This window comes from Streptomyces flaveolus (assembly GCF_000716535.1).
GTDB classification, from domain to species: Bacteria; Actinomycetota; Actinomycetes; order Streptomycetales; family Streptomycetaceae; genus Streptomyces; species Streptomyces flaveolus_A.
This window is the reverse complement of sequence record NZ_JNWV01000057.1, coordinates 13,981-38,560: the sequence shown is the minus strand read 5'-3', so window position 1 is coordinate 38,560 and position 24,580 is coordinate 13,981. Positions and strand designations below refer to the sequence as shown.

Sequence of the window (24,580 nt, the reverse complement as noted above, 5' to 3'; positions counted from 1 at the left end):
TCTACACTGTGGCCATGGCAGACGCGACGACCATCAAGCCCTTGAACCGCGACGAGGAGGCCTTCCTGCGGGCTCTGGGCAGGGTCATCACCTACCTACCCCTGAGAAGTCACCCGACGACGGGAGGGCCTGGCTGGCCGTTCTCACCAGCGCCGGGTGGACGCAGCTGAAGCAGGCCTGGCCCACCAATCTCGCGAGCGTGCGCCGCCATGTGTTCTCGCGTCTGGAGGGCTGTGACATCGCCGCGGCCGCCAAGGTGCTGGAGCGCATAGCGCCCGCCTGATCCCCCGTCAGCCGGGTGGCGCGATCCCCGCGCATGCTTCACACCATCCTCAGCGCCGTTCGCAGGGCGAGCGGGGCCGCCGCCGCCCAGGCCTGCGGGGAACACGAGTGGGGGTAGGGCACCGGCCGGGCCGTCGCCGTACGGTCGTAGCCGGCCAGCACCTCGGGCAGGCGGTACCCGTAGGGGGAGGCCGCCGCCACCAGGCCGTCCACGACCGTGCGGACGTGGTCGGCGAGGCCGTACCGGGCGAGGCCCAGCACGATGACCGCGTTGTCGTGCGGCCAGGCGCTGCCGCGGTGGTACGACAGCGGATGGTACGGCTTCTGGCCCGCGGCGAGCGTGCGGATCGCCCAGCCGGAGAAGAAGTCCGGCTCCAGCAGCCGCTGCCCGACCCGGCTGGCCCGTGCCGGGTCGAGGATCCCCGACCACAGGAGGTGGCCGGCGTCGGAGGCGAGGGCGTCGACCTGGCGCCCCCGGCCGTCCAGGGCCAGCGCGGGGAAGTCGGCGTCCGGCATCCAGAAGTCGCTGGCGAAACGGGTGCGCAGCCCCTCGGCGGCCTCGCGCAGGCGGCGGGCGTAGGACGGGTCCTGCCAGACCACGGCGGCCAGTTCCGCGGTGCGGACCAGGGCGTCGTAGGCGTAACCCTGGGCCTCCGAGACGGCGATGGGCCCCTCGGCCTGCGTGCCGTCGGCGAAGCAGACGGCACCCGCCGAGTCCTTCCAGTTCTGGTTGACCAGACCGTTCGGATCGGGCTGGTAGACGAGGTACCCGTGCTCGTCCAGGCCGCCGTCGGTGAACATCCAGTCGACGGCTCGCCGGGCGTGCCGCTCCAGGCGTACGGCGAGGGCCGGGTCGCCGGTCGTCTCGTAGTGGGCGTGGAGCAGGACGAGGAAGAGCGGTGTGGCGTCGACGGCGCCGTAGTAGCGGCCGTAGGGGACCTGCCGGAAGTGCGCGAGTTCGCCGTGGCGGGTCTCGTGGACGATGCGTCCGGGCTGTTCGCCGCTCACGGGGTCGTGGTGACGGCCCTGGGTCGCCGCGAGGGCGCTCAGGGTGGCGGCTGCCGTCCCGGGCCGGTCGGGCAGCAGGAAGTACGACGTCAGCAGTGAGTCACGGCCGAACAGGGTGAGGAACCAGGGGATGCCGGCGGCGGGGACGGCGACCTCCTCGCCGTCCAGGCCGGTGACCGCGATGGTCAGCAGGTCCACGTCGGCCAGGCCGCGTTCGCAGGTACGGGCCAGGTCGTCGGCCGGCGCCGTCGTCCGCCGGCTCGGCCGTGCCACGGCGGGAGCCCCGGACGGCAGTCCGTGCGGCAGGGCGCGGACGGTGACCCGGAGTTCGGCCTCGCCGTGCGCGGCGAGCGGCAGGTCCCACCGCAGCGTACGGGCGGTGGGCAGGTCCGGGACGGCGTCGTGACCGGCGGGGGCAGGGTCGCTGACGACGGTGGTCCGGGAGTGCCAGTCGGCGCGTCGGTAGTCGAAGACCAGTCCGTCGTCGGTGTGGTGGGTCTCGCGGCGGACGCCGGGCTTGGCGTAGTGCCGGTCGTCGGCGCGCAGTTCGAACAGGTCGGCGAAGTCGGCGTCGGCGGTGATCTCCACGCGGGCGGTGACCGGCTCGGGACGATTGCTGACCAGGCGCAGGTGCTCGGTCAACTCGCCCGCACTGACGGTCTGTTCACGGAAGACGGTGTAGGCGGGCGGGTTGTCCCGGGTCCCTTGCGGGGTCAGCACGCAGACGGCCGTGTCGTCCGTCGCGGTGTCGGCGGGCACCAGGGCGACGGGTTCGGTGCCGTCGACGGTCAGGTGCCAGCGGCTGAGGTGGCGGCCGTCGCGCAGGAACAGTCCGTCGGGTGCGGTGCCGTGGGTGCCGTGGATGCCCCCGGCGGCGTCGACACGCGCGAAGGTGGCGTCCCGCACGAGCTGGACGAGGGTGTCGGCCGAGGTCATGGCGTGGGCTCCTTGGGGTCGGCACACAGCAGGTCGAGCGTGAGCGCGGCGGTCCACGAGAAGTGCCGGGCGCCCCGGGCCGCACCGGTGGTCGGGTCGACGTACTCGGCGAAGTCGGACCGTCCCGCCTCGCGGAGGAATCCCCGCCGCAGCCGTTCGGCGTCCTGGTCCCGGCCGTGCGTGCGCAGACCGCGGTGGACCAGCCAGGCGGTGTTGAACCAGGCGGGGCCGCGCCAGTAGCGCTGGGCGTCGAAGGCGTGGCCGGTCAGGTCGTAGCTCGGGACCAGGCGCGTGGCCGGTGCGCCGAAGCGCGGGCCGGTGAGCGTCTCGACGAGACGGCTGACGACGCGCTGGGGCAGGTGGGGGGCGAGCAGCGGCACCAGGCCGGTGACGGAGTCCTCCCCGACCAGGGTGTCGGTGGCCAGGTCGCGGACGCGGAACAGGCCCGCGCGGTCGTCCCACAGCCGGGTCACCAGGTGCCGGGTGAGCGCGTCGGCGCGGGCGATGTGCACCGACGCGTCGGCGCCGGTCTCCCGTGCCATGGCCGCCAGAGCCCGTTCGCTGACGATCAGCAGGGCGTTGAAGCACGGGTCTTCCACCGCGAAGGGGTGCCGCGCGGCACGGTCGTCGTAGCCGGCGTCACGGTAGTCGGTCACCAGGCTGACGTAGCGGCCGTAGTCCAGGTCGGTGGGTCTGTCGGCGGGGTGACCGTGGTTCAGGTCTGCGCGGCGGAAGGCGTCGGGAGCGGCCGGTTCCACGCGTCGTAGCGCCCGGTCCCAGCAGGGGCTGTTGTCCATGCCCGGTTCCCAGGGGTGGACCACGGCGGCCAGTCCGCCGCCGCCGAGGTCACGGTGGCCCAGGAGGTAGTCGTGCCAGGCGGCGAGGCGTGGGCGGACCCGGGTGAGGAAGCCGCGTCGGCGGGATTCCGCGGGGTCGGCGCGGTGCACGAGCCAGGCCGCCAGGGCGTGCACCGGTGGCTGGACGATGCCGGACGTCTCGGGTGACGCCGGCGCGCCCGCCGCCCGGCCGGCGGTGGAGGAGCGCCAGAAGTCGGGGCTCGGGAAGTAGGCGTCGTCCGGTACGGCCGGGTTGAAGACGATATGGGGTATGCGTCCGTCGGCCCACTGGGCGGACAGCAGCGACTCCAGCTCCTGCTGGGCGCGGCGGACCGAGAGGTGGCGCAGCCCGATGGCGATGAAGGCGGAGTCCCAGCTCCACTGGTGCGGATAGAGGGTGCGGGACGGAACGGTCGAGGCGCCGGTCCAGTTGTCGATGAGGACCCGCGCCGCACCGCGCCGCAGGGTCAGGTCTGCGGTCGCGGTGGGCGCGGGCCGGTCCAGGAGGGACTTCACGCGCCGGACCTCTTGAGGAACCCGGGGACGGAGCGGACGGCTTCGGCGGGGTCGCCGGTGAGCCGGCATTCGAGGGCGAGGTGACCGTCGTACCCGATGGTGTGCAGGGCGCCGAGCCAGGCGGGCCAGTCGAGGTGGCCGGCTCCGGGCTGGAAGCGGTTGGAGTCGGAGACCTGGGCGTGGCCGATGACGTCGGCGTGCGCGAGGATCGCGGCCGCGGGGTCGCTCTCCTCGATGTTCATGTGGTAGCTGTCGATGCCGATCCTGACGGAGTCCAGGCCGGTGGCTCGGATCAGGTCGGCGGCCTGTTCCAGCCGGTTGACCATGTGGTCCTCGTACCGGTTCAGCGGCTCCAGGAAGAGGGTCACGCCCTCCTTGCGGGCGTGCTCGCCGAGTTCGGTCAGGCCGCTCAGCAGGACCTCGCGGTCCTCCTCCTCGCTGCGCGGCGGTTCGAAGGGCGGCAGGCGGCGGGAGAACATGCCGTACGAGGCCGGGGTCTGGGCGCCCAGGCCGCCGATCTCCGCGATCACCGTGAGCTGGGACTTCATCTGGTCGATGGCGTCGCGGCGCAGGTCCGCGTCGAAGGCGCCGAGGAAGTGCAGCATGTCGACGCACACGGTGGGCATGACCACGCCGTCCTTGCGGGCCTGCTTCAGTTCGTCGAGGCGGGAGGCGAAGTGGAAGTCGCCCTTGCCGCGCAGTTCGATGGCGTCGTAGCCCGCCTCCTGGGCGAACTCCCACTTGGCCTGCAGGGTGTCTCCGGGCAGGAGTTGTTCCTGCGCCGCGGTCTTGAGCATGAGGGGCCTTTCGAGACGTTCAGAATTCCAGCACGACCTGCAGCGCCTCGGCGGGGCGCTCGTCGAGCAGCACGTAGGCGTCGGCGGCGTCGGCGACCGGGACGACGTGGCTGACCAGGGAGGTGACGTCCACCTGGCCCTCGGCGACCAGCCGCAGGAAGGTCTGCTGGAGGCGCTCCACGGTCCAGCGGTGGGACAGCTGCGGCGGGACGCCCCCGATCTGGGAGCAGATGAGCTGCACGCGGTTGTGGTGGAACTCGTCGCCGAGACGCAGGCCGATGCCGTCGCCCTGGTAGAAGCCGGAGGCCACCACCCGGCCGCCGACGGCGACCGAGCGCAGCGCGGTGTGCAGGGCGGGGTAGGCGCCGCTGATCTCGATGGCGAGGTCGGCGCCGAGGCCGCCGGTGGCTTCCCGGATGCGTTCGGCGACCTCGTCGGTGCGGGCGTTGAGGGTGTGCCGGGCTCCGTAGCGCTCTGCGGTCTTCAGACGGCCGTCGAGGGCGTCGACGGCGGTGACGCGGGCGCCGCTCAGCTGGGCGAGGCGGGTGGTGAGCAGTCCGATGACGCCCTGGCCGAAGACGGCGACGTCCTCGCCGAGGTGGATGTCACCGGCCAGGACGGCGTTGTAGGCGATGGCGCCGACCCGGGCGAAGGCGCCGGCCAGCGGCTCGAGGCCGGCGGGCAGGGTGTGGCCGATCATGCGTTCCGCGGGGACGATTCCCTCGCTGCGGTGGCCCCAGATGCCCCAGACCAGGTCGCCGACGGCCGGCAGGCCCGGGGTCCCGGTCAGGTCGGGGGCGACCTCGACGACCTCCCCGACCTCGGAGTAGCCCCAGCCGGCCACGGGGTACTGGATGCCGGCCGCGCCGTCGCGGAACAGCCGGGCCTCGGGGTCCCAGGTGCGCGTCAGGTACGGGTTGGTCCCGCGGTAGGCGGTGAGTTCGGTGCCGGCCGAGATGCCCGAGTAGCGGGTGCGGACCCGCAGGTGCCCGGGGGGCAGATCGGCCCCGGCCTGCTCGGTTACCTCCACCTGGCGGGGGCCGGTGAATTGGACGACGCGTTCCACGGATGACTCCGGAAGGGGTTGCGAGTGCGGTTGCGTCGACAATATCCCGAGCTTATGTCTTGTCAACCAGCAAAAGTGATGCTGTGATGCGTTCTCAATAGACGGAAGTCGTAGCAAGGACATGCAATGCACACCATGAGCCGGCGATCGAAGACGATCGCGGTGGGCATCACGGCGGCCCTGGGTCTGGGGCTGCTCACTGGCTGCGCCGGCAGTACAGGGCCGGGCAGACCCGACCGGGAGATCACGGTCTGGTCACAGGAGAACCTCCCGGACCGCGTCGCCGTGACGCAGAAGATCGTCAAGGGATTCGAGAGGAAGACCGGCATCAAGGTCCATCTCGTCGGGGTCGACGAGGGCCAGATGCCTCAGCTGATCATGTCGGCCGCCGCCTCGGGCTCGCTGCCCGACGTCATCGGCGCCGCGCCCATGGGCCAGGTCTGGCAGATGTACAGCAACGGCCTGCTCAACACCGGCATACCCCGGCAGATCATCGACGAGCTGGGGCGTGGGACCTTCAACGCCAACGCGCTGAGGCTCACCTCGGACGGCGGCCGGAGCCTCGGCGTGCCCTCCGACGCCTGGCTGCAGTTGCTGGTCTACCGCAAGGACCAGTTCGACGAGAAGCACCTCAAGGCTCCGGACACCTACGCCAGGGCACTCGCCGGCGCCAAGGCGCTGACCACGAAGGGGCGCTACGGCATCTCCGTGGCCACCGACCCGGGCGACGCCTTCACCTCGCAGAGCTTCGAGAGCATCGCACTCGCCGACGACTGCCAGCTCGTCGACGACCGGCACCAGGTCGCCCTCCAATCGCCGCAGTGCGAGACCGCGTTCAAGACCTATGACGAGCTGGCCCGCACCTACGGCGCTCCGGGAACCCAGACCGTGGACTCCACCCGCGCCACCTACTTCGCGGGCCAGTCCTCGGCGATCATCTGGTCCTCGTTCCTCCTGGACGAACTCGCCGGCCTGCGCAAGGACGCCCTGCCGAGCTGCCCGCAGTGCAAGGACGACCCGCGGTACCTGTCGCGCAACAGCGGCATCGTCACCGCCATGAAGGGCCCCGACGCCGCCCGGCCCGCCCAGTTCGGGGAGATCACCTCATGGGTGACCACCAAGACCGCCGAGACCGCGGCCTCCCGGGAGTTCATCGAGTACATGATGGGCACCGGCTACGAGTCCTGGTTCGGCATGGCGCCCGAGGGCAAGATCCCCGTCCGGACCGGCACCGCGGCGCAGCCCGGGCGATACCTGGAGGCCTGGCGCCACAGCAGCATCGGCGTCGACACCAAGCAGCCCTTCGACAAGGTCTATCCCGCGAGCCTGCTCAACCAGCTCGCCGCCGGGGTCAGCAACATGCGGCGGTGGGGCATCACCCAGGGCGAGGGCGCGCTCGTCGGCGCCACCAACGGCGAACTGCCCGTGCCGAAGGCGATCGGCGCCATGACCAGCGGCCAGATCTCCCCCTCCGAGGCGGCCGGCGAGGCCGACGACGAGGTCACCGCCCTGCAGAAGTCCCTCCAGTAGCCGCCCTCCTGCACGTCACAAAGGTCCCCTCATGACAACAGCTCCAGCCGGCACACCGCAGCGCCGGCACACCGGCGGCAGGTCCACGGACCGGCCCGCCGAACACGTCCGCCGCCCCATGACGGCGAGCCGCCGCGCCAACCGCGCCGGACTCGCGTTCGTCTCGCCCACCTTCGTCGTGGTCCTCGTGGTGGTGATCCTGCCCATCCTGTGGACCGTCCTGCTGGCGTTCCAGCACGCCAAGCTGGTCGACATCCAGGGCATGGGCCTGTTCGGCAACTGGACCCTGGACAACTTCGACCAGGTCTTCGGCTCGGCCGGTTTCTGGTCCAGTCTGACCACCACCCTGCTGTACACCGCCGGCGCCACGTTCGGCTCCGTGGCCCTCGGCCTGGTGGCCGCGCTCGCGCTGCGCAAGCCGTTCCGCGGCCGCGGACTGCTGCGCGCGGCGATGCTGCTGCCGTACGTCGCTCCCGTCGTCGCGGTCTCCTTCGTCTGGGAGGTGGCGCTCAGCCCGCAGTACGGCGTGGTCAACGACTGGGGCCGCCGCCTGTTCGGCTGGGACGATCCCATCGCCTTCCTGTCGACCCGTTCGTACGAAGTCCACCTGCTCGCACTGCACTTCGACGTCCCGCTGGCCCTGCTGACCGTCATCGCCTTCGAGACCTGGCGGTACTTCCCCTTCGCGTTCCTGTTCATCCTCGCCCGGCTCCAGGCGGTGCCCGGCGGGCTGGAGGAGGCCGCCCTCGTGGACGGCGCGACCACCACCCAGCGCTTCCGCCACATCCTGCTGCCCCAGCTGATGCCCGTCATCGCCCTGCTGTGCGTGCTGCGCTTCATCCTGACCTTCAACAAGTTCGACGACGTCTACCTGTTGACCGGCGGCGGCGCCGGCACCGACGTGGCGGCCGTGCGGGTCTACGACTTCCTCACCGCCCGTTACGACGTGGGCGCCGCGGCCGCCCAGGCCCTGGTCCTGGCCGTCGCGCTCATGATCCTGATGGGCCTCTACTTCAAGTTCTTCGGCAACAAGGTCCAGGAGGAGTCGTGATGAGCCGGGCTCAGTTCGAGGAGAGATTCTTCGGCGTCGCGCGCTGGGTGGTCATCGCGTTCCTCGCCGTGATCACGGTGGTGCCCTTCTACTACATGCTGCTGCTGTCGCTGAAGCCCATCGACGCGCTGCTGCTCGATCCGGGCTCCCTGTGGGTCTCGGCGAAGGACTTCACCCTCTCCACCTACCGCGACGTGCTGCGCTCCACCGACGACGGCGGCCAGGGCTTCCTGAGGTTCCTGCTCAACTCCGCGCTGGTGTCGCTCGGCACCGTCGCCCTGACGATGCTGGCCGCGGTGCCCGGGGCCTACGCGATCAGCCGGCTGAAGTTCTTCGGCCACCGCCAGGTCAGCGCCCTCTTCCTCGCCGTCTACCTGTTCCCGGCGACGCTGCTGGCCGTCCCGCTGTTCGTCGTCTTCGCCAAACTGCACCTGTCCTCCAGCCTGGTCGGACTCGCCGTCGTCTACGTCGCCCAGACCGTGCCGGTGGCCATCTACATGCTGAAGAACTACCTCGTCACCATCCCCTCCTCGATCGAGGAGGCGGCGGCGCTCGACGGGTGCAGCCGGCTCCAGACGGTCCGCAAGGTGGTCCTGCCCCTGGCCCTGCCGTCCCTCATGGCGACCGGACTGTACGTCTTCATGATCGCGTGGAACGAGTTCCTGTTCGCCCTGCTCTTCCTGGCCGCGGACCCGGGCAAGTGGACGGTGCCGCTGGGCCTGGCCCAGCTGTCCAACGGCGTCGAGGTGCCCAAGACCGTGCTGATGGCGGGATCGGTGGTCCTGACGATCCCCGTGGTACTCCTGTTCTTCGCCGCCGAGCGGCTGCTCACCGAGGGCCTGACCAGCGGTGCCGACAAGAGCTGAGACCATGAGGGAACCGATGCTGACACCGAGCCAGACCAGCGCGGGCGAGCTGTTGCAGCTCATCCGCGGCGGCCACGCGAACACCCGCGCCGATCTCCAGAGGATCACCGGACTGTCCCGCTCGACCGTCGGCCAGCGACTGGACCTGCTCAACCGGGCGGGATGGCTCAGGCACGTCACGGGTTCCTCCACCGGGGGCCGCCCGTCCCAGCGGATCGTCTTCGACCCGAGGCACGCCTCGGTCATCGCCGTGGACCTGGAGACCAGGTACGCCCGTGCCGCGGTCCTCGACCTCGGGGGCACCATCCTCGCCGAGAACACCGGACCGCTGGACATCGCCGAGGGCCCGGAGGTGGTGCTGGACCAACTGGCCGGGTGGTTCCCGGACCTGATCGCCGCCGCCGGTGTCGACGCGGGGCACGTCTGCGGGATCGGGCTGTCCGTTCCCGGTCCCGTGGAGTGGGAGACGGGCCGGGTCATCGAACCGCCGATCATGCCCGGCTGGGACCGGTACCCCATCCCGCAGCGCCTGCAGAAGGCCTACGCCGAGCACGTCGGCGGGAGCTTGGAGGACGGGCCCGTCCCCGTGTTCGTGGACAACGACGCCAACCTCATGGCGCTGGCCGAGCAGCAGGCCAACCACCGGGACTGCTCGGCGTTCGTCCTGGTGAAGGTCTCCACCGGCATCGGCGCCGGCGTCGTCGTGGACGGCAAGGTGTACCGGGGCATCGACGGCGGTGCCGGCGACATCGGCCACATCCGGCTGCACGACCGGTCCGACGCCCTGTGCATGTGCGGCTCCCACGGCTGCCTGGGCGCCGTCGCCAGCGGCCGGGCGCTGGCGAGGGACCTGACCGCCCTCGGCATCCACGCCACGTCGGCCTCCGATGTCAAGCACCTGCTCGCCGAGGGGCACCCTGACGCCGTCCGGCTGGCCCGGGAGGCCGGACGCAGGGCCGGCGAGGTCCTGGTGACCGTGGTCAGCCTGCTCAACCCCGGCGTTCTCATGATCGCGGGCGAACTCTCCGGGGCACCGTACATGACCGGTGTCCGGGAACTGCTCTACCAGCGCGCGTTCCCCCGGGCCACCGCCAACCTCCAGGTCGTCACCTCACGCCTGGGCGATCACGCGGGCGTCATAGGGGCGGCCGCCATGGTCGTCGAGATCCTCTACTCCCCCGACCGGGCCGACGCCCGGCTCAGTTCCCTCGCGGGCTGACGGGCCGCCCGCGCAACACCCGCCGCAGCGAGCGGGGATGCCGGGTCCTCGCTCGCGCGGCACTCTCGTACAGACAGGAAGACCGTGACCGTCACCTCTGACCCTTGGACGCACCGCCCCGTCGAGGTCGGCCTCGTGGGCGCCGGCCCCTGGGCCCGGGCCATGCACGCCCGTATGCTCGCCGCCGGGCCGGAGACCCGGCTCGCCGCGGTGTGGGCCCGCCGCCCCGACGCCGCGCGGCAGACCGCCGCACCCTACGGAGCACAGGTCGCCGCCTCCTTCGACGACCTCCTCGACCGGTGCGAGGCCGTGGCGTTCGCCGTTCCGCCCGCCGTGCAGGCCGAGTTGGTGCCGGCGGCCGCGCGGCGGGGGAAGGCGCTGCTGCTGGAGAAGCCGCTCGGTCCGGATCTGCCCGCGGCGCAGCGCGTCGCCGATGCCGTGCTCGCCGCGGGCGTGGTCTCGCAACTCGTCCTGACCAAGCGCTACCACCCGGTCACCGACGCCTTCCTCGACGCCGCGCGCGGTCGCGAGGTCAGCGGCGCCCGCTCCTGCTACCTCCACGGAGCGTTCCTCGGCGGCGACTTCGCGACCGGGTGGCGCCTCGAGCACGGTGCGCTGCTCGACCTCGGCCCGCATCTGCTCGACCTCCTGGACACCGCCGTCTCGCCCATCACCGGGATACGCGGCTCCGGCGACCCCCGCCGGTGGATCGAACTGACCTGCGAGCACGAGAACGGGGCCGTCAGCCAGGCGTCCCTGTCCGGTTCCGTGGCCGTCCCCCGCGCGCTCACCCGGATCGAACTCTACGGTTCCGAAGCGCCGTTGCTCTACGACACGGCCGAGATCGACCACGAGGAGTGCTGGCCGATCCTGCGTCGCAGCTTCGCCACCGCCGTGCGCACGAACCAGCCGACGGAGCTCGACGCGGCGCGCGGGCTGTACCTGCAACGCCTCATGGACCAGGCGATGCGGACGACGTCGTAGCCGGCGGGATCGAGCGCCGGCGCGTCACTGCTCGTCGAGGTTTGCCTGCCGGGCGAGGAACTCCTCGAACACCGCTCTCTGCTTCGGATCCATGAAGCTGGCCCTCCAGCGCGACGGCGAAAGAGGCCGATTTGAAGGCCCATGTGCCCGAGACTGCCGGCCGGTCCCGAAGGCCTGCCTCACTGCGCCCTCGGCACGGCCGTCTCCCCGTACGCGCAGGAGGGGTGACCCCGTAAACCCCCGGAGTCACCCCTCCCCCTTTTTCAGCGCGCAGTGGGCGTCAGCCCAGGTCGCGCACCTTGATGGTGTGGATGCCGCGGCCGTGGGTGGCCGCGTACAGGGTGCTGCCGTCGGGGCTCAGCTTGAGCTGGAGCACGGCGACGGCCGGGAGGCTGCCGACCCGCTGCCACTTGGTGCGTCCGGGCGCGCGGTAGACGACGCCCAGGTCGGTGGCGACGGCGAGTCCGCCGTTCGGCGTGACGATCGCGGAGTTGGCCGGCACGTCGGGCAGGTTCGCCGAGATGTCCTTCCAGGTGGTGCCCGCGTCGGTGGACTCGAAGACGTGGCCGACGCCGGCGCCGGGGCCCTCGGTCCAGTGCCGGGAGAAGCCGTTGACGGCGAGGAAGACGTGGTCGGCGTTCTTCGGGTCGACGGCGAAGCCGCTGAGGTAGCGGTTGGGCACGGTCCCGTCCACGGGCAGGGCGATGTCGTGCCAGCCGGTGCCGTCCTCGTTGCCGACGGAGATGCCGCGGGCGAATCCCTGGTTGTTGCAGGGGCCGCACCAGGCCGCGTACACCTTGCCGCCCGAGGCCGCGACGGCGGTCGCCGTGCGGCCGGCGCCGAGGTCGTACACGCTCTTCCATTCGTCGCCGCTGCGGATGGCGTAGCCGTGGGTCTGCACCCAGACGTGCCGGCCGCCGGCGATCCACGTCGAGCTGCTCTTCATGTCGGCCGCCAGCGGGGCGATGAAGCGTGCCTCACCGGTCGCGTTGTCGGCCGGGGCGACGTTGTACGAGGTGGCCTTGGCCGGGACGGTGGTCCAACTGCCGTCGTTGACCGCACAGTTCTGGGTCACCTGGATGGCGAGGTAGACGTACTCCTCGGCGATGTCGCAGCCGTTGGCCGGATCGGTCAGCGTGTCGCCGCCGTCGCCGCCGAAGTTGGAGCCCATGACCTTGTCGTCGCCGCGCAGGATGGACTGGCCGTTGTCCTGGAGGCCGCCGGTGACCGAGACGCCGCCGTGGTCGAGGTCCTTGCCGATGCCGACCGAGTAGTACTGGAGGGTGTCGATGGTGCCGTCGTTGAGGGAGGTCCAGTCGGTGGCGTGGCCGGAGGCGTCCTGCGAGCCGTGGACCGGGCGCTTGTAGACGCCGCCGTCGTTGCCGACGTACACGAAGCTCTTGCCGTGGTAGCGGCCGATCGCGACGCCGTGCTGGTCGGAGTGGGTGGTCTGGTCGCAGTCGCCGGTCTGCTTGGCCGGGTCGATGCTCCAGCAGGGGAAGGTGAAATTCCAGTACGGGCCGACGGTGGACCAGGTGCTGCCGCCGTCCTTGGTCTCGTAGACCTCCTCCAGGCCCGCGTAGACGTGCTCCGGGTCGCTCGGGTCGACGGTGAGGAACTGGTTGTACCAGGCCTGCACGCCCGGCATGTAACCGGCGGTGGTCAGCGCGGAGCCCGAGCCCGCCAGCCCCTTGTAGTCGGCGATCTTCGTCCAGGGCCCGGCCGGTGAACCGGACTTGGAGACGAAGACGCCCTCCAGGCCGCTGTCCGGGTTGGTGTTCAGCTGCTCCGGCGACTGGTCGACGGCGTAGTAGCGCGAGCCGTCGGCGGAGCGGGCGAAGGTGACGTTGCCGACGTTGTCCGCGTCGGTCGGCAGGTCGCCGAAACCGCTGGTGATGCGGGTCCAGGTGCCGTTGACCAGGGTGTAGAAGCCGTTGTAGTCGTCGCCGCTGCGCCAGCCGACCGCGAGCACGACCTTGCTCGGGTCCTTCGGGTCGATCGCGATGTCGTTGGCGATGTTCTTGTACGCGGCGTCGGGGTCGTCGTCCTTCGAACCGCCGGGCAGGTAGTCGGGGTTGGGCGCGTACTCCAGCTTCCAGGCGCCCTTCAGCGTCTTCGTGGAGTGGCTCCACACGCCGGCGCTGGTGGCCGCCCACACCTTCCCGCCGCCGAAGCGCAGCTCGTGGATGGTGGTGGACTCCAGCTCGTCGCCGCCGACCCGGCTGCGGGAGGAGAAGGTGCCGTGGTGCGGGTGGGACAGGACGTAGACGCCGCTGCCGAGGTAGGCGTCGGCATTGGTGGTCGCCTCGCCGGTGCCCAGCCACAGCCGCCCGGCGCCGTCGAGCGCGAGCGCGCCGGTGGACTGGGACGGCAGCTCGTCGCTGATCGGCTTCCAGTGCCCGCCGCCCCGCTGGGACCGCCAGACACCGCCGCCCGCGCTGCCCGCGTACACGTACCCGTCGTCGTCGGCGGCGATCGCGGCCATCCGGCCGGTCACATCGCCGGATCCGCCACTGGAGTTGGAGTCGATGTCCCGGTAGCGGGAGTCGTCGGAGTCGTACGGCAGGCCGGTGATGTGGCGCCAACCTCCGCCGGTGCGGGGCAGGTTGGTCAGACCGGTCCAGGCGGCGCCGTACGCGCCGGGGGCGACGACGCCGGGCGAGGTGCGGGCCTCGGCGTACTGGTCCGCCCCCTCGGCTATCTCGTCCGCCTCGTTGCCGTCGTCGTCCTCGGCCTTCGCCCGGGGGCTGACAGCCCCTATGGATGTGTCGCGTGCGGCGGCGAGTTGCGCGAGGACGCGCGCCCCGAAGGGCTTTTTGCCCTTGCCGGGCGCGGCGCCCGCGGGTGTCGCGACGAGTGCGGCGGATGCGGTGATGGCGCAGATCGTGAGCCATCGTCTCTTACGGGTCGGTGCTGACACCAGGTCCTCCGGAAACGGGGGTTGTACAGCCGTCGAGGAGAACCCGACCACCGGGGACGGGAGGTGTCCGTCACTTGAAGAAGCTTTTGACCAGAACCTGCCATCGACACCGGCATGCCGCGACCGTGACGGGCGAGTGAGCCGGCCGGGACGGTGACGGGCGCACCGCCGCCGATGGCCACGGCCGCCGCGGTGTCAGGCCGCGCCGACACGGGCGCGCCTCCGCTCGTACGGCCGGCCAGGCGGTCGGTCACTGGCTCGTCCGTCCGGGCTGAGTCGCCGGTCCCAGCCCTCCCGTGCCGACTGGCCGTCGGCAGACTCTACGATCGGTCCGTGATGGACACTCCGACGCACTGGACTGCGCGCCACTTCTCGCAGGCCAACCCCGTCGGCCCCGGCTGCGACAGTGTTCCCGCCCTCTTGCGGAGGCTGGCGGACGCCATCGAGGCGCTGGGCCCCGCCGCGATCCAGGACGTGGTGATCTCGTCGGAGACGACCGAGCACGGCCCCTGGTGGTCGGGGACCGTCTACTTCCACCTGCCCGAGGACGGGGAGTGACTTCCGGCCCTCGTCGGTGCGCGGCTGCGCGGTGAAGGCGTGCCTTCCGTCGGTCCCGGGCGCCGGGCGTACGGCTCACCCGCGACGCCAGGGCCCGTAGCCACTGCTGCCCCAGGGACGGTCAGGAGCCGACCCGGTCGCGCCGGCGCCGGCGGACGGCGGGCCGGCCGGTCCCGCTTCCCGTCCCGCTGCCGCGGGCGGCGGCGCGGGCAGGGCCGTCGGGCAGGGTGAAGGCGAAGACCGCCGTGACCGCCGCGATCGCGGCGAGGGCGAGAAACGCGTGCTGGTACGCGGTGACGGGTGGTGCCGCGACGGCGTCCGGCGGGGTGCCGAGGACGAGGGCCGTGGTCACCGCCGCCGGCGCGAGCGCGCCGCCGGTCTGGCGTACGACGGTGTTCAGCATCGTGGCCTGCGCGAGGTCCGTCCGGGCGATGGTGGCCAGGGAGGCGACCGTGGTCGGGATGAAGAAGCAGCCGATCGCGGCCCCGAACAGGAACATGTAGCCGCGGAAGGTCCACAGGCCGGTGTCCGCGTCGCAGGTGGCGAGGAGCAGCAGCACCGCGCCGGCACCGGTCATGCCGCAGCCGACGATCAGGCGCGGACCGACCCTGGCGTACAGGACGCCGACGATCTGCACGGTCAGCAGGACGCCGAACGCCTCGGGGAAGGTGGTCAGTCCCGACTCCAGCGCCGTGCGGCCCTGGGCCTGTTGGAGGAAGAGGGGGGTCAGGTACAGGGCGCCCATGATGGGGATGAGGCCCACGAGATTGATCAGGTTGGTGTCCCGGAACAGCCGGTCGGTGAAGAGCCTGAGCCGCAGCAGGGGGTGAGCGGTGCGCAGTTCGACGGCGACAGCGGCGGCCAGCAGCACCCCGCCGAGGACGAGGGAGACGAGGACGGTGGCGGAGGTCCAGCCCCGGTTGGGTCCCTCGCTGATGCCGAACATCGCGGTGCCCAGCGCCCCCGCGCTCAGCAGCAGGCCGGGCAGGTCGAAACGGCCTGGCCGGGTGCCGCGGTCGCCGGCCAGGAACAGCGTGCCGAAGAGTACGGCCGGCAGACCGATCGGCAGATTGACGTAGAAGACCCACCGCCAGGACAGGTGGTCCACCAGCAGCCCGCCCAGCACGGGGGCCGTGGCCGGGGCGATCTGCTGCGGAATGATCATGTACCGGGAGAGGCGCACCTGCTCGGCGGAGGTGAAGGTGCCGAAGAGCAGCGCGCTGGAGGCCGGGAAGAGGACGCCGGCCGACAACCCCTGTACGGCCCGGTAGGCGACGAGCTGGCCGAGCCCGGCCGCCGCCCCGCACAGCAGCGACGAGCCGAGGAAACCGGCCAGGGCGGTCAGCAGGACGCGTTTGCCGCCGAATCGTTCGACCAGCCAGGCCGAGGCCGGTATGGCCATGGCCAGGCAGACCGGATAGACGACGACCACCCCGTCCAGCGCGGCGGTGGTGAGCCGGAACTGACGGGCGATGGAGGGCAGTGCCACCGTCGTGATCGCTCCGTCGACGATCGCGATGAACGTCACGCTGACGCATACGACGGGGACGACCAGACGCTGGCTGATGCGGGCGGGCAGTGCGGACAGCACGGAGTGACGTCGGCGCATATGCTGAGCATACTCACTATGCTCTTGCTCAGCATATGGATTCCATGCCGCGGGACAGGGGAGACTGGGCACCATGGCAGTGCAGGGCAGCAGCGACATCCTGATCGACGAGCTGTACGAGACGACGCACCGGCTACGGCAGTTCGTGGAGGCCCGGTTGAGGGAGAAGGGGGCCTCCGTGGCCCGGCTGCGTGCCATGCGCATGCTGGCCCAGGCCCAGAAGCCGCTGCGGATGCGGGACCTGAGCGAGATGGCGGGCATCGCGGCCCGTACCGCCACCACGATCGTGGACAGCCTCGAGCGCGACGGCCTCGTGGAGCGGGTACGCCACCCGCAGGACCGGCGGGCCTTGCTGGTGCGGCTCACCGACGAGGGGCTGCGCTGCCACCGGGAGGCGGAGGAGATCGACCGCCTCGCCCTCGCAGAGGCGACCGCCGCGCTGAACACGGACGACCGCGAACAACTGCGGGCGCTGCTGGCACGCATCCGCGACCACACGGTCTGACGGCGCCGCCCTCTGCGCGCACCCCACGCCGCGGATCACACCGGCTGTGCCCTCCTCGCGGTGCCGCCGTCCGCGTCGCGGGCCACGCCGACTGCGGTACCGCGCCGGAACGCCTCGCGGGTGCGCGGCGTGGACGGGGCCGGCCGCGTCGCCGTACCGCCGTCGTACCCCGGTCGCGTCGGCGCCGCGGTACAACCCGGCAGGCAGGCTATCCGCGGTTCGGACCGGGCCGGGCGGTGTCGTTAGGGGAGGTTCCCGGTTTGGTGTGGAGTACTTCGCGGGCCTGCTCGGCGGCGCGGGTGATGCTTTCGCTGATGAAGTCGAGGAAGCGGGCGATGTTCTCCAGCCGGGTGGCGGCGGGGGTGTGGGGCCCGAGGACGGCGACGCCCCGGCGTGCGGTTTCGACGAGCTGGTCGTTGGCGCGGGCGCTGGCGATCGTCGCCTGGTAGAAGAGTTCGTCGTCCACGACGTAGCGGTCGCGGCGGCGTTCGTCGCGTTCCCGGCGGACGAGGCTCTGGGCTTCCAGGAACGTGATCGCCTTGGAGATGGACGCCGGGCTGACCTGGAGGCGCTGGGCCAGTTCGGACGCGGTGAGGCTGCCCGCGTCGGTGGTGAACAGGCAGGTCAGCACCCGGGCCGTCATCTTGGGCAGTCCGGAGGCCATGAGGACGGTGGTGAGCGTCTCCTCGTACTCGGCCACGGCCTCGGCGTCGCGTCCGTGCGGCTGGGCAACCGACCGCGGGCCCTTGACGGAGGCGGGCCTGCGCCGGCGTGCGCGGCGTTCGGTGGCGCGGTGGGCCAGCTCGGCACGGTAGCCGGTGGGGCCGCCGTTGCGCATCACCTCACGGGTGATCGTCGAGGTCGGACGGCCGAGGCGCCGGGCGATCTCGGCGTAGGCGAGGCCGTCGGCCAGCCCCAGCGCGATCTGCTGGCGTTCCTGCTGGGTGAGCCTGCCTCCCGGCAACGTGGCCTCCTCGGGATCCTTCACGGCGGTCGTAGGACCCCACCATAGCGTTCACCTCTCACTCATTGCAATAACGTCAGGACTTGTCGTTGCGTTACCTATGGAGCCGTTGCAACACTTTGACCTCACTGAGCTGCATAAATGTCTTCCCAGTGCAACGCATGCATTGTCGGAGCATGGAATGCAACGTAGCGTTTCCAATGTCGGAAACAAGAACGAACACGGGAGAGCACGATGCAGAAGTTCGACACCCCCGCCCCGATCTCCGCCGTCATCGACATCCCCGCCGGGCGCGTCCAGTTCATCGCCTCGGACCGCGCCGACACGACCGTCGAGGTCCTGCCCGCCGACCCCTCCAAGGGCCGCGACACCAAGGCCGCCGAGCAGACCACCGTCACCTACGCCGACGGTGTCCTGCGGATCACGGCCCCGGCCGCCGGCAACCAGCTCTTCGGTCCCTCCGGGTCCCTGGAGGTCACCGTCCAACTGCCCGCCGGCTCGGGCGTCGAGGGCAAGGCCGGCGGCGCCGAGCTCCGGGGAGTCGGGCGCCTCGGGGACGTCGCCTTCGACGGCGCGTACCGCCGGATCAAGGTCGACGAGGCCGCGAGCGTCCGCCTCACCGCGGTCGACGGCGACGTGGAGGTCGGCCGGCTGAACGGTTCGGCGGACATCAGCACTGCCAGGGGCGACATCCGGATCAGCGAGGCCGCTCACGGAACGGTCGTGCTCCGCACCCAGTCCGGCGACATCTCGGTCGCCGCCGCCGACGGCGTCTCGGCGACCCTGGACGCCGAGACCGGCCGCGGCCGCGTCGACAACGCCCTCCGGAACGACGGCACCGCCGCACTCGCCATCCGCGCCACCACCTCCCAGGGTGACATCTCCGCCCGCAGCCTCTGAGGGTGCGGAACCAGGACCGTCCGGCCGGGTCCAGCGCGCCCGAGCTTCGCTCGGCCGTCGCCGAGGACCCTGCCGACCGTCCCGACCATCCCGGGCGGCCTGCGCCCGCACGACGTCTCGCGAGGCGCCCCCGGTGGCGAGACGGTGGCTGCCTCGCCCTGCGGCAGTGGCCGGATCACTGTGCCGTGAACATGGCAGCGGCGTAGGGTGCCCGTCCGTGTCCCTCGCCGAGCGTCCTTCCTCCTTGCTGCGCAACGCAGGCTTCGTCCGCCTTGTGCTCGCCCGGATCGTGTCCGTTCTCGGTAACGGGTTCGCCCGGGTCGCCCTGGCCTTCGCGGTCCTCTCGCTGCCCGGTGCCACCCCGGCGGAACTCTCACTCGTCGTCGCCTGCCAGGCCGTTCCGCAGCTCGCGCTGGTCCTGGTGGGTGGTGTGATCGCCGACCGGGTCTCCCGCTCCGGGCTGATGGCCGTCTCGGACGTACTGGGTGCCCTGTCCTACGGCGGACTCGCCGCGATGGTGCTCAGCGGGCACGCTCCGCTCGCCGGGCTGTGCGCGCTGGCCGTCACGGCAGGTGTCGCGACCGCCCTCTTCTCGCCGGCGATGGACGGGGTGATCCCGCAGTTGGTGCCCGCGGACGTTCTCCAGCGGGCCAACGGCCTCCTGCGGGTGGGTACCAACACGTCGCTCCTGCTGGGACTGGCCCTGTCAGGCGTGACCGTGGCCTGGGTCGGCGCCGGCTGGGCGCTGGCCCTCAACGGCCTGTCCTTCATCGTCAGCGCCGCACTCACCTCCTCGCTGCGACTGGTCCGCCGCCCGCGGAAGTCCCACTCCGGCTGGACCGATCTGCGCCAGGGCTGGCGGGAGTTCACTTCCCACCAGTGGCTGTGGGTGGTCGTCGTCCAGTACTCGATCGTGGTCGCCGCCATGAACGCGGGCGCCGGAGTGCTGGGCCCGCTGGCGACGCGTGCGCACTTCGGCGGGGCCCGTGCCTGGTCGCTGGTGGTCGCGGCCCAGGCCCTGGGATCCGTGGCGGGCGCCGGGGCCGCGGCCCGGACGCGCGTCGGCCGGCCGATCCTCGCCGCGGTCCTGTTCACCCTGCCCACCGCCGCGCCCCTGGCCCTGCTCGGGGCCGGCGCGCCTCTGTGGGGTGTCGCCGCCGGTGCCTTCGCCGCCGGCGTCAGCCTGGACTTCTTCGGCGTGCTGTGGGCCACCACCATGCAGCGTGAAGTACCCGAGGAGACCTTGTCCCGGGTCAGTTCCTACGACTGGTTCGGCTCTCTCGCGCTCGCCCCGCTCGGCCTCGCCCTGGCAGGGCCCGCTGCCGACGCTTTCGGCACCGACCGGATGCTGCTGGTGTGCGCGGGCCTGATCGTCACCGCCACGCTGGCCGCGCTCCTGTCCCCCGGCGTGCGGTCGCTGCGCACGCCGACGCCGGACCCGCCCCCGCCCCTCGTGGCCGGGACACCCACCTCCACCACCCCTCCGGAGGCCGACGTGCCGCTGCCCGGGAAGGACCCGGGGAACGCCATGCCCTCCTGACGGAATGCCGGACCGGACCAGGGTGCCTGGTTGCCGTCCCTTCGCCCCGGCCCGTGTCCTGGCACTTCCGGACCGGAGATCTACTCGGCCCTGGCCCGTGCGTGGCGTGCGATGCTCGCCGCGTACAGCGGTGTCTCGCGCCGGCAGTGGTCACCGGAGGCGGCCTGCCGTGCGGCGGCGGCCTCCTCGAAGCTGGTTCCGGTCTTCTCGATGAAGTCCATGAACTCCTGGGTGGGGTGGCTGGTGACCTGGTTGGTGTAGGTGAGGGTGCCGTCGCCGTTTTCCTCGACCGACAGGTCCCAGATCACCTGGACCGTCGTCCAGCCGTGCGGAGTGAGCACGTCCGAGAGGGACACCATGTGGCAGTGGTGCTTCTCGGCGACCTCGGCGACGTAGTGCTGGATCACCAGCCCGGTGCCGATCATCTCCACGTTGATCGACATCGGCCTGCCGTCGTCGGTCGTGGTGTAACCGGCCGCCTTGTGATCGGGCGGAGCACAGCGCTGGTACTCCTTGTCCGGAAGGTTCAGCAGCCAGTCGGCGATGTCGATCGCGTCCCAGGGCGCGTCGACCGGCGCGTGCTCCGTCGAGGTGGACAGGACCAGGTCGGACAGGACCTTCTTGGAGTCACTCATCGCTTTCCTCCTATCGGCACCATGGGCGGGTGGCTGCCCCGCGGGAGGGACAGCGGGCTGGTGGTCGACCGGTCCGTCGCCGTGCCCAGCGCGGTACGCAGTCGAACCATGCGTCCCAGTGTGGTCAGCGGTCGCGCGGAGCGCTGTCGAGCGGACTCAAAATCCACCCATGGGCCAGGCCGGAGGCAGACCGTCGGGTTTCCCCCACGCCCCCGGCCCCGCCCTCAGAGAGGGACGGGGACGGAATCCTTTGGCTCGGGCCGGCTCCCGCGCCATCCGCGGCCTGCCGGCCACCTGGGGTGCCGTGGCTCCAGCGCCGGTCTCAGTGAGTGACGACCGTGAGCACGATCTTGCCCTGGATGTGCCCTCGGGCGGCGCGTTCGTGCGCCGCCCGGGCGTCCGCGAGCGGGAACGTGCTGTCGATCGCGACACGGACCGTGCCCGCGTCGAGCAGGCGTCCCGCTACGGCGAGCTGAGCACCGTTCGAGCGGACCTGCGCGCTCGACACCGTGACGCCCAGCTTCGCGGTCTCCTCCTCGTCGAAGTCCCCGGGGAACACGGGGAACAGGGCGCCGCCGCGCTTGAGCGTACGCAGGAAGCGGCTGCTGTGGGGGCCGCCGACGGTGTCGAGGACGAGGTCGACGTCGTGCACGAGTTCCTCGGGACGGCTCCGGGTGTAGTCGATGAACTCGTCGGCGCCGAGCTCGCGCAGGAACGATTCGTGCGCGCCCGATGCCACCGCGATGACATGTGCGCCCTTCCATTTCGCAAGCTGTAGCGCGAAGTGCCCCACGCCGCCCGCTGCGCCGTTGACGAGCGCCGTCGTGCCTGCGCCGAGTGCCACCGGGCGATGCGGCGCCGCCTGGAAGGGAGAGGGGTGATCGTGTCCGAGCTCGATGAGGAACTGCCACGCCGTCAGCAGGGCCATGGGCGCGCCGGCGGCGTGCACGTGGTCGATGCCGGCCGGTTTGCGTGCGAGGTCCGACGCCGGTGCGGCCACGTACTCGGCGTACGCGCTGCCGTCGAAGCTGGGAAACCGCAGAAGGCCGAAGACTTCGTCACCTACGGCGAGGCCGTCCACGTCCGCGCCGACGGCCTCGACGACGCCCGAGACGTCCGTCCCCGGAATCACCGGCAGGCTGACGGTCGATTCCGTCTTCCCGGGCATCTTGGTCAGCCCGTCGCGCAGGTACCAGTCCGGAGGATTGACGCCGGCCGCGTGGACGCGGACCAGCACCTCACCGGGCCCCGGCTCGGGGATCGGCACCGTGTCGTACCGCAGGACTTCAGGGCCGCCGTGCTCGTGGAGCCGGACCGCCCTCATCGTGTGTGTCGGCATCGTTCTCTCCTGCCCGCGCCGCGGGATACGCTTATCCGGATCAGCGATCCACATAAGTGGACCACTGATCCGAATATATGGACCACTGATCCGGATCGTCAAGTGGACCACTGATCCGGATAGTAAAGAGGGGCAGATGCGGGCCGACGCCAGAAAGAACCGTGACCACCTGCTCGCCGTCGCGGGCGCCGTCCTCACCGAGCACGGCGTCGACGCGTCGCTGCGCGACATCGCACGCAGAGCCGACGTGGGACTCGCCACCCTGCTCCGCCACTTCCCGACGCGCGAGGCGCTGCTCGACGCCCTGCTCCGCAAGAGCTTCGACGAGCTGACGGCACGGGCGGGCGAGCTCGAAACGTCGAGCACGCCCGAGGACGCCCTCGTGTCGTGGCTCCGCGACTGCGTCGCGTGGACCACGGAGTACCGGGGCGTGACCGTACTGATGGCAGCCGCCATCGAGGACACCGAGTCCGCACTCCACGCTTCGTGCGTCACCCTGCGCGCAGCCGGTGCGCGCCTCCTCGCCCGCGCCCAGGCCGCGGGCACCGCGCGGGCCGACATCGACGGCACCGATCTGTTCGCGCTGGTGGCGGCCCTCGCGTGGCTCGGTGACCAGCCCTCGCTCGCGCCACGCTCCGATCACCTCTTCGAGGTGATCACGAGCGCGATCCTGACGAGCGCGGGGAGCGGCGACGCCGAGGGGGATCGCCAACCTGGCGCCCGCGTCTGAAACCGTCACCAGCGGAGCGGCGGACTCGGCCACGCACTCGACGAGGAGCGGCCTTACGTCCGGGCCCTTGGCCATCACCCGTCCGCGGCCGAGCTTTTGACCGTTACCCGTCCGCCGTGCGCATGATCATTGATACGGTCCCGCCATGACCGGAGGAGAGGGATCAGCGAGCGGCCCCATCACCGCGGCCGACGTCGAACATGCCGTCCGCTCGGCGCTCGCCGCTCTGCGTGGGGCCGAGGCGCGGGACTGGAGTGTCAAGGCCGGTTCGCTGGAGTGGGACTGCTGGGAGACCGTCGAGCACCTCGCCGACGACCTGTTCGCCTACGCCGTCCAGCTCGGCCCGGCGAACCCGCCACTGGACACCCATGTCCCCTTCGCGTGGAGCCGGAGGAGGCCCGGCGGCCCGGCGAACACCGTCTTCGCGGACCGCGAGGCCGGTACGGCCGGTCTGCTGCAAGTGCTGGACGCCAGTGGCGCCTTGCTGACCGCGATCGTCCGCACCACACCGCCCACGGTCCGGGCACACCACGTCTTCGGCGCCGCCGATCCCGAAGGCTTCGCCGCGATGGGCATCGTCGAGATCCTGGTGCACACCCACGACGTCGCCGAGGGGCTGGGACTGGAGTGGACGCCGCCCGCCGACCTGTGCGACCGCGTGCTGGCCCGGCTCTTCCCCGACGCCCCGGCCGATACCGCCCGGTGGCCGACCCTCCTCTGGGCCACCGGGCGCGCGGAACTTCCCGGCCGGCCGCGCCTCACCACGTGGCGCTGGTACGGCACACCCCGCTCCGACGTGAGCGGTGAGCCGTAGACCGTAGGCATGCAGCGGAAGATCATCAGCCTGGCCGGGCGGGCGGAGGACGTCAGGGCAAGGTCAGGATGCGGGGGCCCTCGTCGGTGATGGCGACGGTGTGCTCGATGTGGGCGGCCCTGCTGCCGTCGGTGGTGCGCAGGGTCCAGCCGTCGGCATCGGTGCGGTAGGTGTTCCGCCCGCCGGCCATGAGCATGGGTTCGATGGCGAGTACCAGGCCGTGCCGGAGGGGGAAGCCACGTCCGGGCCGGCCGCGGTTGGGGACGTGAGGGTCTTCGTGCATGCTGCGGCCGATGCCGTGGCCGCCGAAGTCGGCGGGCATGCCGCAGCCCGCCTTGCGGGCGACGGTGTCGATGGCGTGGGAGATGTCGCCGATGCGACCGCCCACCTGGGCGGCGGCGATGCCGGCGTCGAGGGCTTGCTGGGTGGCGTCGATCAGATCGAGGTCCCCGGGGCGAGGTGTTCCCACGGTGAAGGTGATGGCCGCGTCGCCCGTCCAGCCGTCGAGCTCGGCACCGCAGTCGATGCTCACCAGGTCGCCGTCGCGCAGCCGGTAGCCGGTGGGGATGCCGTGCGAGACGGCGTCGTTGACGGACGCGCAGATCACGGCCGGGAACGCGACCGGGGCGAAGGACGGCCGGTATCCGAGGAACGGGGAGCCGGCCCCGGCCTCGGCCAGAACCGACCGGGCCACTTCGTCCAGTTCCCGCAGGGACACGCCCACGCCGGCTGCCTCTCGCACTGCGGCCAGGGCGTGGGCCACCACACGTCCGGCTTCCCGCATCGCGTCCAATGCGGCATCGGTCTTGATCTCCACCATGTCCTTGTCTCCCCGGGAGCACGTCGACCCAATACTTATACCGGTATTAGTATCACGGTCGCGGTGCCGGTTGCCCCGAGGAGCGGCTGCTCGAAGCGAAACGGGTGCTCGGCCACACCGGCCTACCCGTCGGCAGTTGTGCTCACCGCCTCGGA

Annotated in this window: 21 protein-coding genes and 1 pseudogene; 12 read left to right on the top strand and 10 right to left on the bottom strand. The window is 71.5% G+C overall.

Annotation, left to right across the window (positions count from 1 at the left end):
* Nucleotides 1–321: 321 nt before the first annotated feature.
* The 4 genes from OO52_RS41630 to OO52_RS41615 are packed head-to-tail and all read right to left on the bottom strand — an operon-like array spanning nucleotide 322 to nucleotide 5,441.
* The gene (locus tag OO52_RS41630) at nucleotides 322–2,226 is read right to left on the bottom strand and encodes an amylo-alpha-1,6-glucosidase (protein ID WP_030657382.1); all 1,905 of its coding nucleotides are present in this window, start codon (nucleotides 2,224–2,226) and stop codon (nucleotides 322–324) included.
* Nucleotides 2,223–3,578, bottom strand: coding sequence for an MGH1-like glycoside hydrolase domain-containing protein (locus tag OO52_RS41625; RefSeq protein ID WP_030657380.1), 1,356 nt, complete (start codon nucleotides 3,576–3,578; stop codon nucleotides 2,223–2,225). Before OO52_RS41625 ends, OO52_RS41630 begins: the two co-directional genes overlap by 4 nt.
* Entirely contained in the window at nucleotides 3,575–4,375 is an 801-nt protein-coding gene (locus OO52_RS41620) for a sugar phosphate isomerase/epimerase family protein (RefSeq protein WP_030657376.1), read from the bottom strand. The genes OO52_RS41625 and OO52_RS41620 overlap by 4 nt, the downstream gene beginning before the upstream one ends.
* Before the next feature lie 19 nt (nucleotides 4,376–4,394).
* Nucleotides 4,395–5,441, bottom strand: a complete 1,047-nt coding sequence (locus OO52_RS41615) for a zinc-dependent alcohol dehydrogenase (protein ID WP_030657374.1) — start codon at nucleotides 5,439–5,441, stop codon at nucleotides 4,395–4,397.
* A 126-nt stretch (nucleotides 5,442–5,567) separates the two neighbouring features.
* Between OO52_RS41615 and OO52_RS41610 the strand changes: the two genes are divergently transcribed.
* The 5 genes from OO52_RS41610 (at nucleotide 5,568) to OO52_RS41590 (ending at nucleotide 11,091) form a co-directional block, all read left to right on the top strand.
* On the top strand, nucleotides 5,568–6,971 hold the full coding sequence (locus OO52_RS41610; protein WP_030657372.1) for an ABC transporter substrate-binding protein: 1,404 nt from the start codon (nucleotides 5,568–5,570) through the stop codon (nucleotides 6,969–6,971).
* 31 nt (nucleotides 6,972–7,002) lie between these two features.
* The gene (locus tag OO52_RS41605) at nucleotides 7,003–8,022 is read left to right on the top strand and encodes a carbohydrate ABC transporter permease (RefSeq protein ID WP_030657369.1); all 1,020 of its coding nucleotides are present in this window, start codon (nucleotides 7,003–7,005) and stop codon (nucleotides 8,020–8,022) included.
* Entirely contained in the window at nucleotides 8,022–8,888 is an 867-nt protein-coding gene (locus tag OO52_RS41600) for a carbohydrate ABC transporter permease (RefSeq protein ID WP_030657367.1), read from the top strand. The genes OO52_RS41605 and OO52_RS41600 overlap by 1 nt, the downstream gene beginning before the upstream one ends.
* Nucleotides 8,889–8,904: 16 nt before the next feature.
* Nucleotides 8,905–10,107 carry an ROK family transcriptional regulator gene (locus OO52_RS41595; RefSeq protein ID WP_234329415.1) on the top strand — a complete coding sequence of 401 codons (1,203 nt, stop codon included), beginning with the start codon at nucleotides 8,905–8,907 and terminating at the stop codon, nucleotides 10,105–10,107.
* Between the two features lie 84 nt (nucleotides 10,108–10,191).
* Nucleotides 10,192–11,091 carry a Gfo/Idh/MocA family protein gene (locus OO52_RS41590; protein WP_030657363.1) on the top strand — a complete coding sequence of 300 codons (900 nt, stop codon included), beginning with the start codon at nucleotides 10,192–10,194 and terminating at the stop codon, nucleotides 11,089–11,091.
* A gap of 280 nt (nucleotides 11,092–11,371) precedes the next feature.
* On the opposite strand, the gene OO52_RS41585 is transcribed toward OO52_RS41590, so the two are convergent.
* Entirely contained in the window at nucleotides 11,372–14,011 is a 2,640-nt protein-coding gene (locus OO52_RS41585) for a hypothetical protein (protein ID WP_030657361.1), read from the bottom strand.
* A gap of 336 nt (nucleotides 14,012–14,347) precedes the next feature.
* Between OO52_RS41585 and OO52_RS41580 the strand changes: the two genes are divergently transcribed.
* Entirely contained in the window at nucleotides 14,348–14,569 is a 222-nt protein-coding gene (locus OO52_RS41580) for a hypothetical protein (protein ID WP_051819036.1), read from the top strand.
* Nucleotides 14,570–14,690: 121 nt separating this feature from the next.
* On the opposite strand, the gene OO52_RS41575 is transcribed toward OO52_RS41580, so the two are convergent.
* Nucleotides 14,691–16,097, bottom strand: a complete 1,407-nt coding sequence (locus OO52_RS41575; protein WP_234329419.1) for a DHA2 family efflux MFS transporter permease subunit — start codon at nucleotides 16,095–16,097, stop codon at nucleotides 14,691–14,693.
* Nucleotides 16,098–16,251: 154 nt separating this feature from the next.
* On the opposite strand from OO52_RS41575, the gene OO52_RS41570 reads away from it, so the two are divergent.
* Complete coding sequence (locus tag OO52_RS41570; protein WP_030657355.1) at nucleotides 16,252–16,683, top strand: MarR family winged helix-turn-helix transcriptional regulator; 432 nt, start codon at nucleotides 16,252–16,254, stop codon at nucleotides 16,681–16,683.
* Nucleotides 16,684–16,891: 208 nt separating this feature from the next.
* Here OO52_RS41570 and OO52_RS41565 read toward each other — a convergent pair whose 3' ends face one another.
* On the bottom strand, nucleotides 16,892–17,647 hold the full coding sequence (locus OO52_RS41565; RefSeq protein WP_030657353.1) for a helix-turn-helix domain-containing protein: 756 nt from the start codon (nucleotides 17,645–17,647) through the stop codon (nucleotides 16,892–16,894).
* A 234-nt stretch (nucleotides 17,648–17,881) separates the two neighbouring features.
* On the opposite strand from OO52_RS41565, the gene OO52_RS41560 reads away from it, so the two are divergent.
* Together OO52_RS41560 and OO52_RS41555 are read left to right on the top strand one after the other, a co-directional pair.
* Nucleotides 17,882–18,547, top strand: a complete 666-nt coding sequence (locus OO52_RS41560) for a DUF4097 family beta strand repeat-containing protein (RefSeq protein WP_030657351.1) — start codon at nucleotides 17,882–17,884, stop codon at nucleotides 18,545–18,547.
* A gap of 244 nt (nucleotides 18,548–18,791) precedes the next feature.
* A complete protein-coding gene (locus tag OO52_RS41555; protein WP_234339946.1) occupies nucleotides 18,792–20,087 on the top strand; it encodes an MFS transporter in 1,296 nt (431 codons plus the stop codon).
* Nucleotides 20,088–20,167: 80 nt separating this feature from the next.
* Here OO52_RS41555 and OO52_RS41550 read toward each other — a convergent pair whose 3' ends face one another.
* Nucleotides 20,168–20,722 carry a hypothetical protein gene (locus OO52_RS41550; RefSeq protein WP_030657347.1) on the bottom strand — a complete coding sequence of 185 codons (555 nt, stop codon included), beginning with the start codon at nucleotides 20,720–20,722 and terminating at the stop codon, nucleotides 20,168–20,170.
* Nucleotides 20,723–21,044: 322 nt separating this feature from the next.
* A complete protein-coding gene (locus OO52_RS41545) occupies nucleotides 21,045–22,061 on the bottom strand; it encodes an NADP-dependent oxidoreductase (protein ID WP_030657344.1) in 1,017 nt (338 codons plus the stop codon).
* 136 nt (nucleotides 22,062–22,197) lie between these two features.
* On the opposite strand from OO52_RS41545, the gene OO52_RS41540 reads away from it, so the two are divergent.
* A complete protein-coding gene (locus OO52_RS41540; RefSeq protein ID WP_030657342.1) occupies nucleotides 22,198–22,791 on the top strand; it encodes a TetR/AcrR family transcriptional regulator in 594 nt (197 codons plus the stop codon).
* A 145-nt stretch (nucleotides 22,792–22,936) separates the two neighbouring features.
* Nucleotides 22,937–23,605, top strand: a complete 669-nt coding sequence (locus OO52_RS41535) for a hypothetical protein (RefSeq protein ID WP_030657340.1) — start codon at nucleotides 22,937–22,939, stop codon at nucleotides 23,603–23,605.
* Nucleotides 23,606–23,657: 52 nt separating this feature from the next.
* On the opposite strand, the gene map is transcribed toward OO52_RS41535, so the two are convergent.
* Nucleotides 23,658–24,425, bottom strand: coding sequence for a type I methionyl aminopeptidase (gene map, locus OO52_RS41530; protein ID WP_030657339.1), 768 nt, complete (start codon nucleotides 24,423–24,425; stop codon nucleotides 23,658–23,660).
* Between the two features lie 104 nt (nucleotides 24,426–24,529).
* Here map and OO52_RS54395 point away from each other — a divergent pair.
* Nucleotides 24,530–24,574 (top strand): annotated as a pseudogene (locus OO52_RS54395) (hypothetical protein); the annotation flags it as partial.
* Between the last annotated feature and the right edge of the window lie 6 nt (nucleotides 24,575–24,580).

Bases quoted from the DNA above. Each gene is read 5' to 3' on its own strand.
- OO52_RS41610 (WP_030657372.1), top strand. From the start codon at position 5,568: ATGCACACCATGAGCCGGCGATCGAAGACGATCGCGGTGGGCATCACG.
- OO52_RS41550 (WP_030657347.1), bottom strand. From the start codon at position 20,722: ATGAGTGACTCCAAGAAGGTCCTGTCCGACCTGGTCCTGTCCACCTCG.
- OO52_RS41535 (WP_030657340.1), top strand. From the start codon at position 22,937: ATGACCGGAGGAGAGGGATCAGCGAGCGGCCCCATCACCGCGGCCGAC.
- OO52_RS41600 (WP_030657367.1), top strand. From the start codon at position 8,022: ATGAGCCGGGCTCAGTTCGAGGAGAGATTCTTCGGCGTCGCGCGCTGG.
- OO52_RS41560 (WP_030657351.1), top strand. From the start codon at position 17,882: ATGCAGAAGTTCGACACCCCCGCCCCGATCTCCGCCGTCATCGACATC.
- OO52_RS41620 (WP_030657376.1), bottom strand. From the start codon at position 4,375: ATGCTCAAGACCGCGGCGCAGGAACAACTCCTGCCCGGAGACACCCTG.
- OO52_RS41540 (WP_030657342.1), top strand. From the start codon at position 22,198: ATGCGGGCCGACGCCAGAAAGAACCGTGACCACCTGCTCGCCGTCGCG.
- OO52_RS41605 (WP_030657369.1), top strand. From the start codon at position 7,003: ATGACAACAGCTCCAGCCGGCACACCGCAGCGCCGGCACACCGGCGGC.
- OO52_RS41580 (WP_051819036.1), top strand. From the start codon at position 14,348: ATGGACACTCCGACGCACTGGACTGCGCGCCACTTCTCGCAGGCCAAC.
- OO52_RS41545 (WP_030657344.1), bottom strand. From the start codon at position 22,061: ATGCCGACACACACGATGAGGGCGGTCCGGCTCCACGAGCACGGCGGC.
- OO52_RS41595 (WP_234329415.1), top strand. From the start codon at position 8,905: ATGCTGACACCGAGCCAGACCAGCGCGGGCGAGCTGTTGCAGCTCATC.
- OO52_RS41570 (WP_030657355.1), top strand. From the start codon at position 16,252: ATGGCAGTGCAGGGCAGCAGCGACATCCTGATCGACGAGCTGTACGAG.
- map (WP_030657339.1), bottom strand. From the start codon at position 24,425: ATGGTGGAGATCAAGACCGATGCCGCATTGGACGCGATGCGGGAAGCC.
- OO52_RS41630 (WP_030657382.1), bottom strand. From the start codon at position 2,226: ATGACCTCGGCCGACACCCTCGTCCAGCTCGTGCGGGACGCCACCTTC.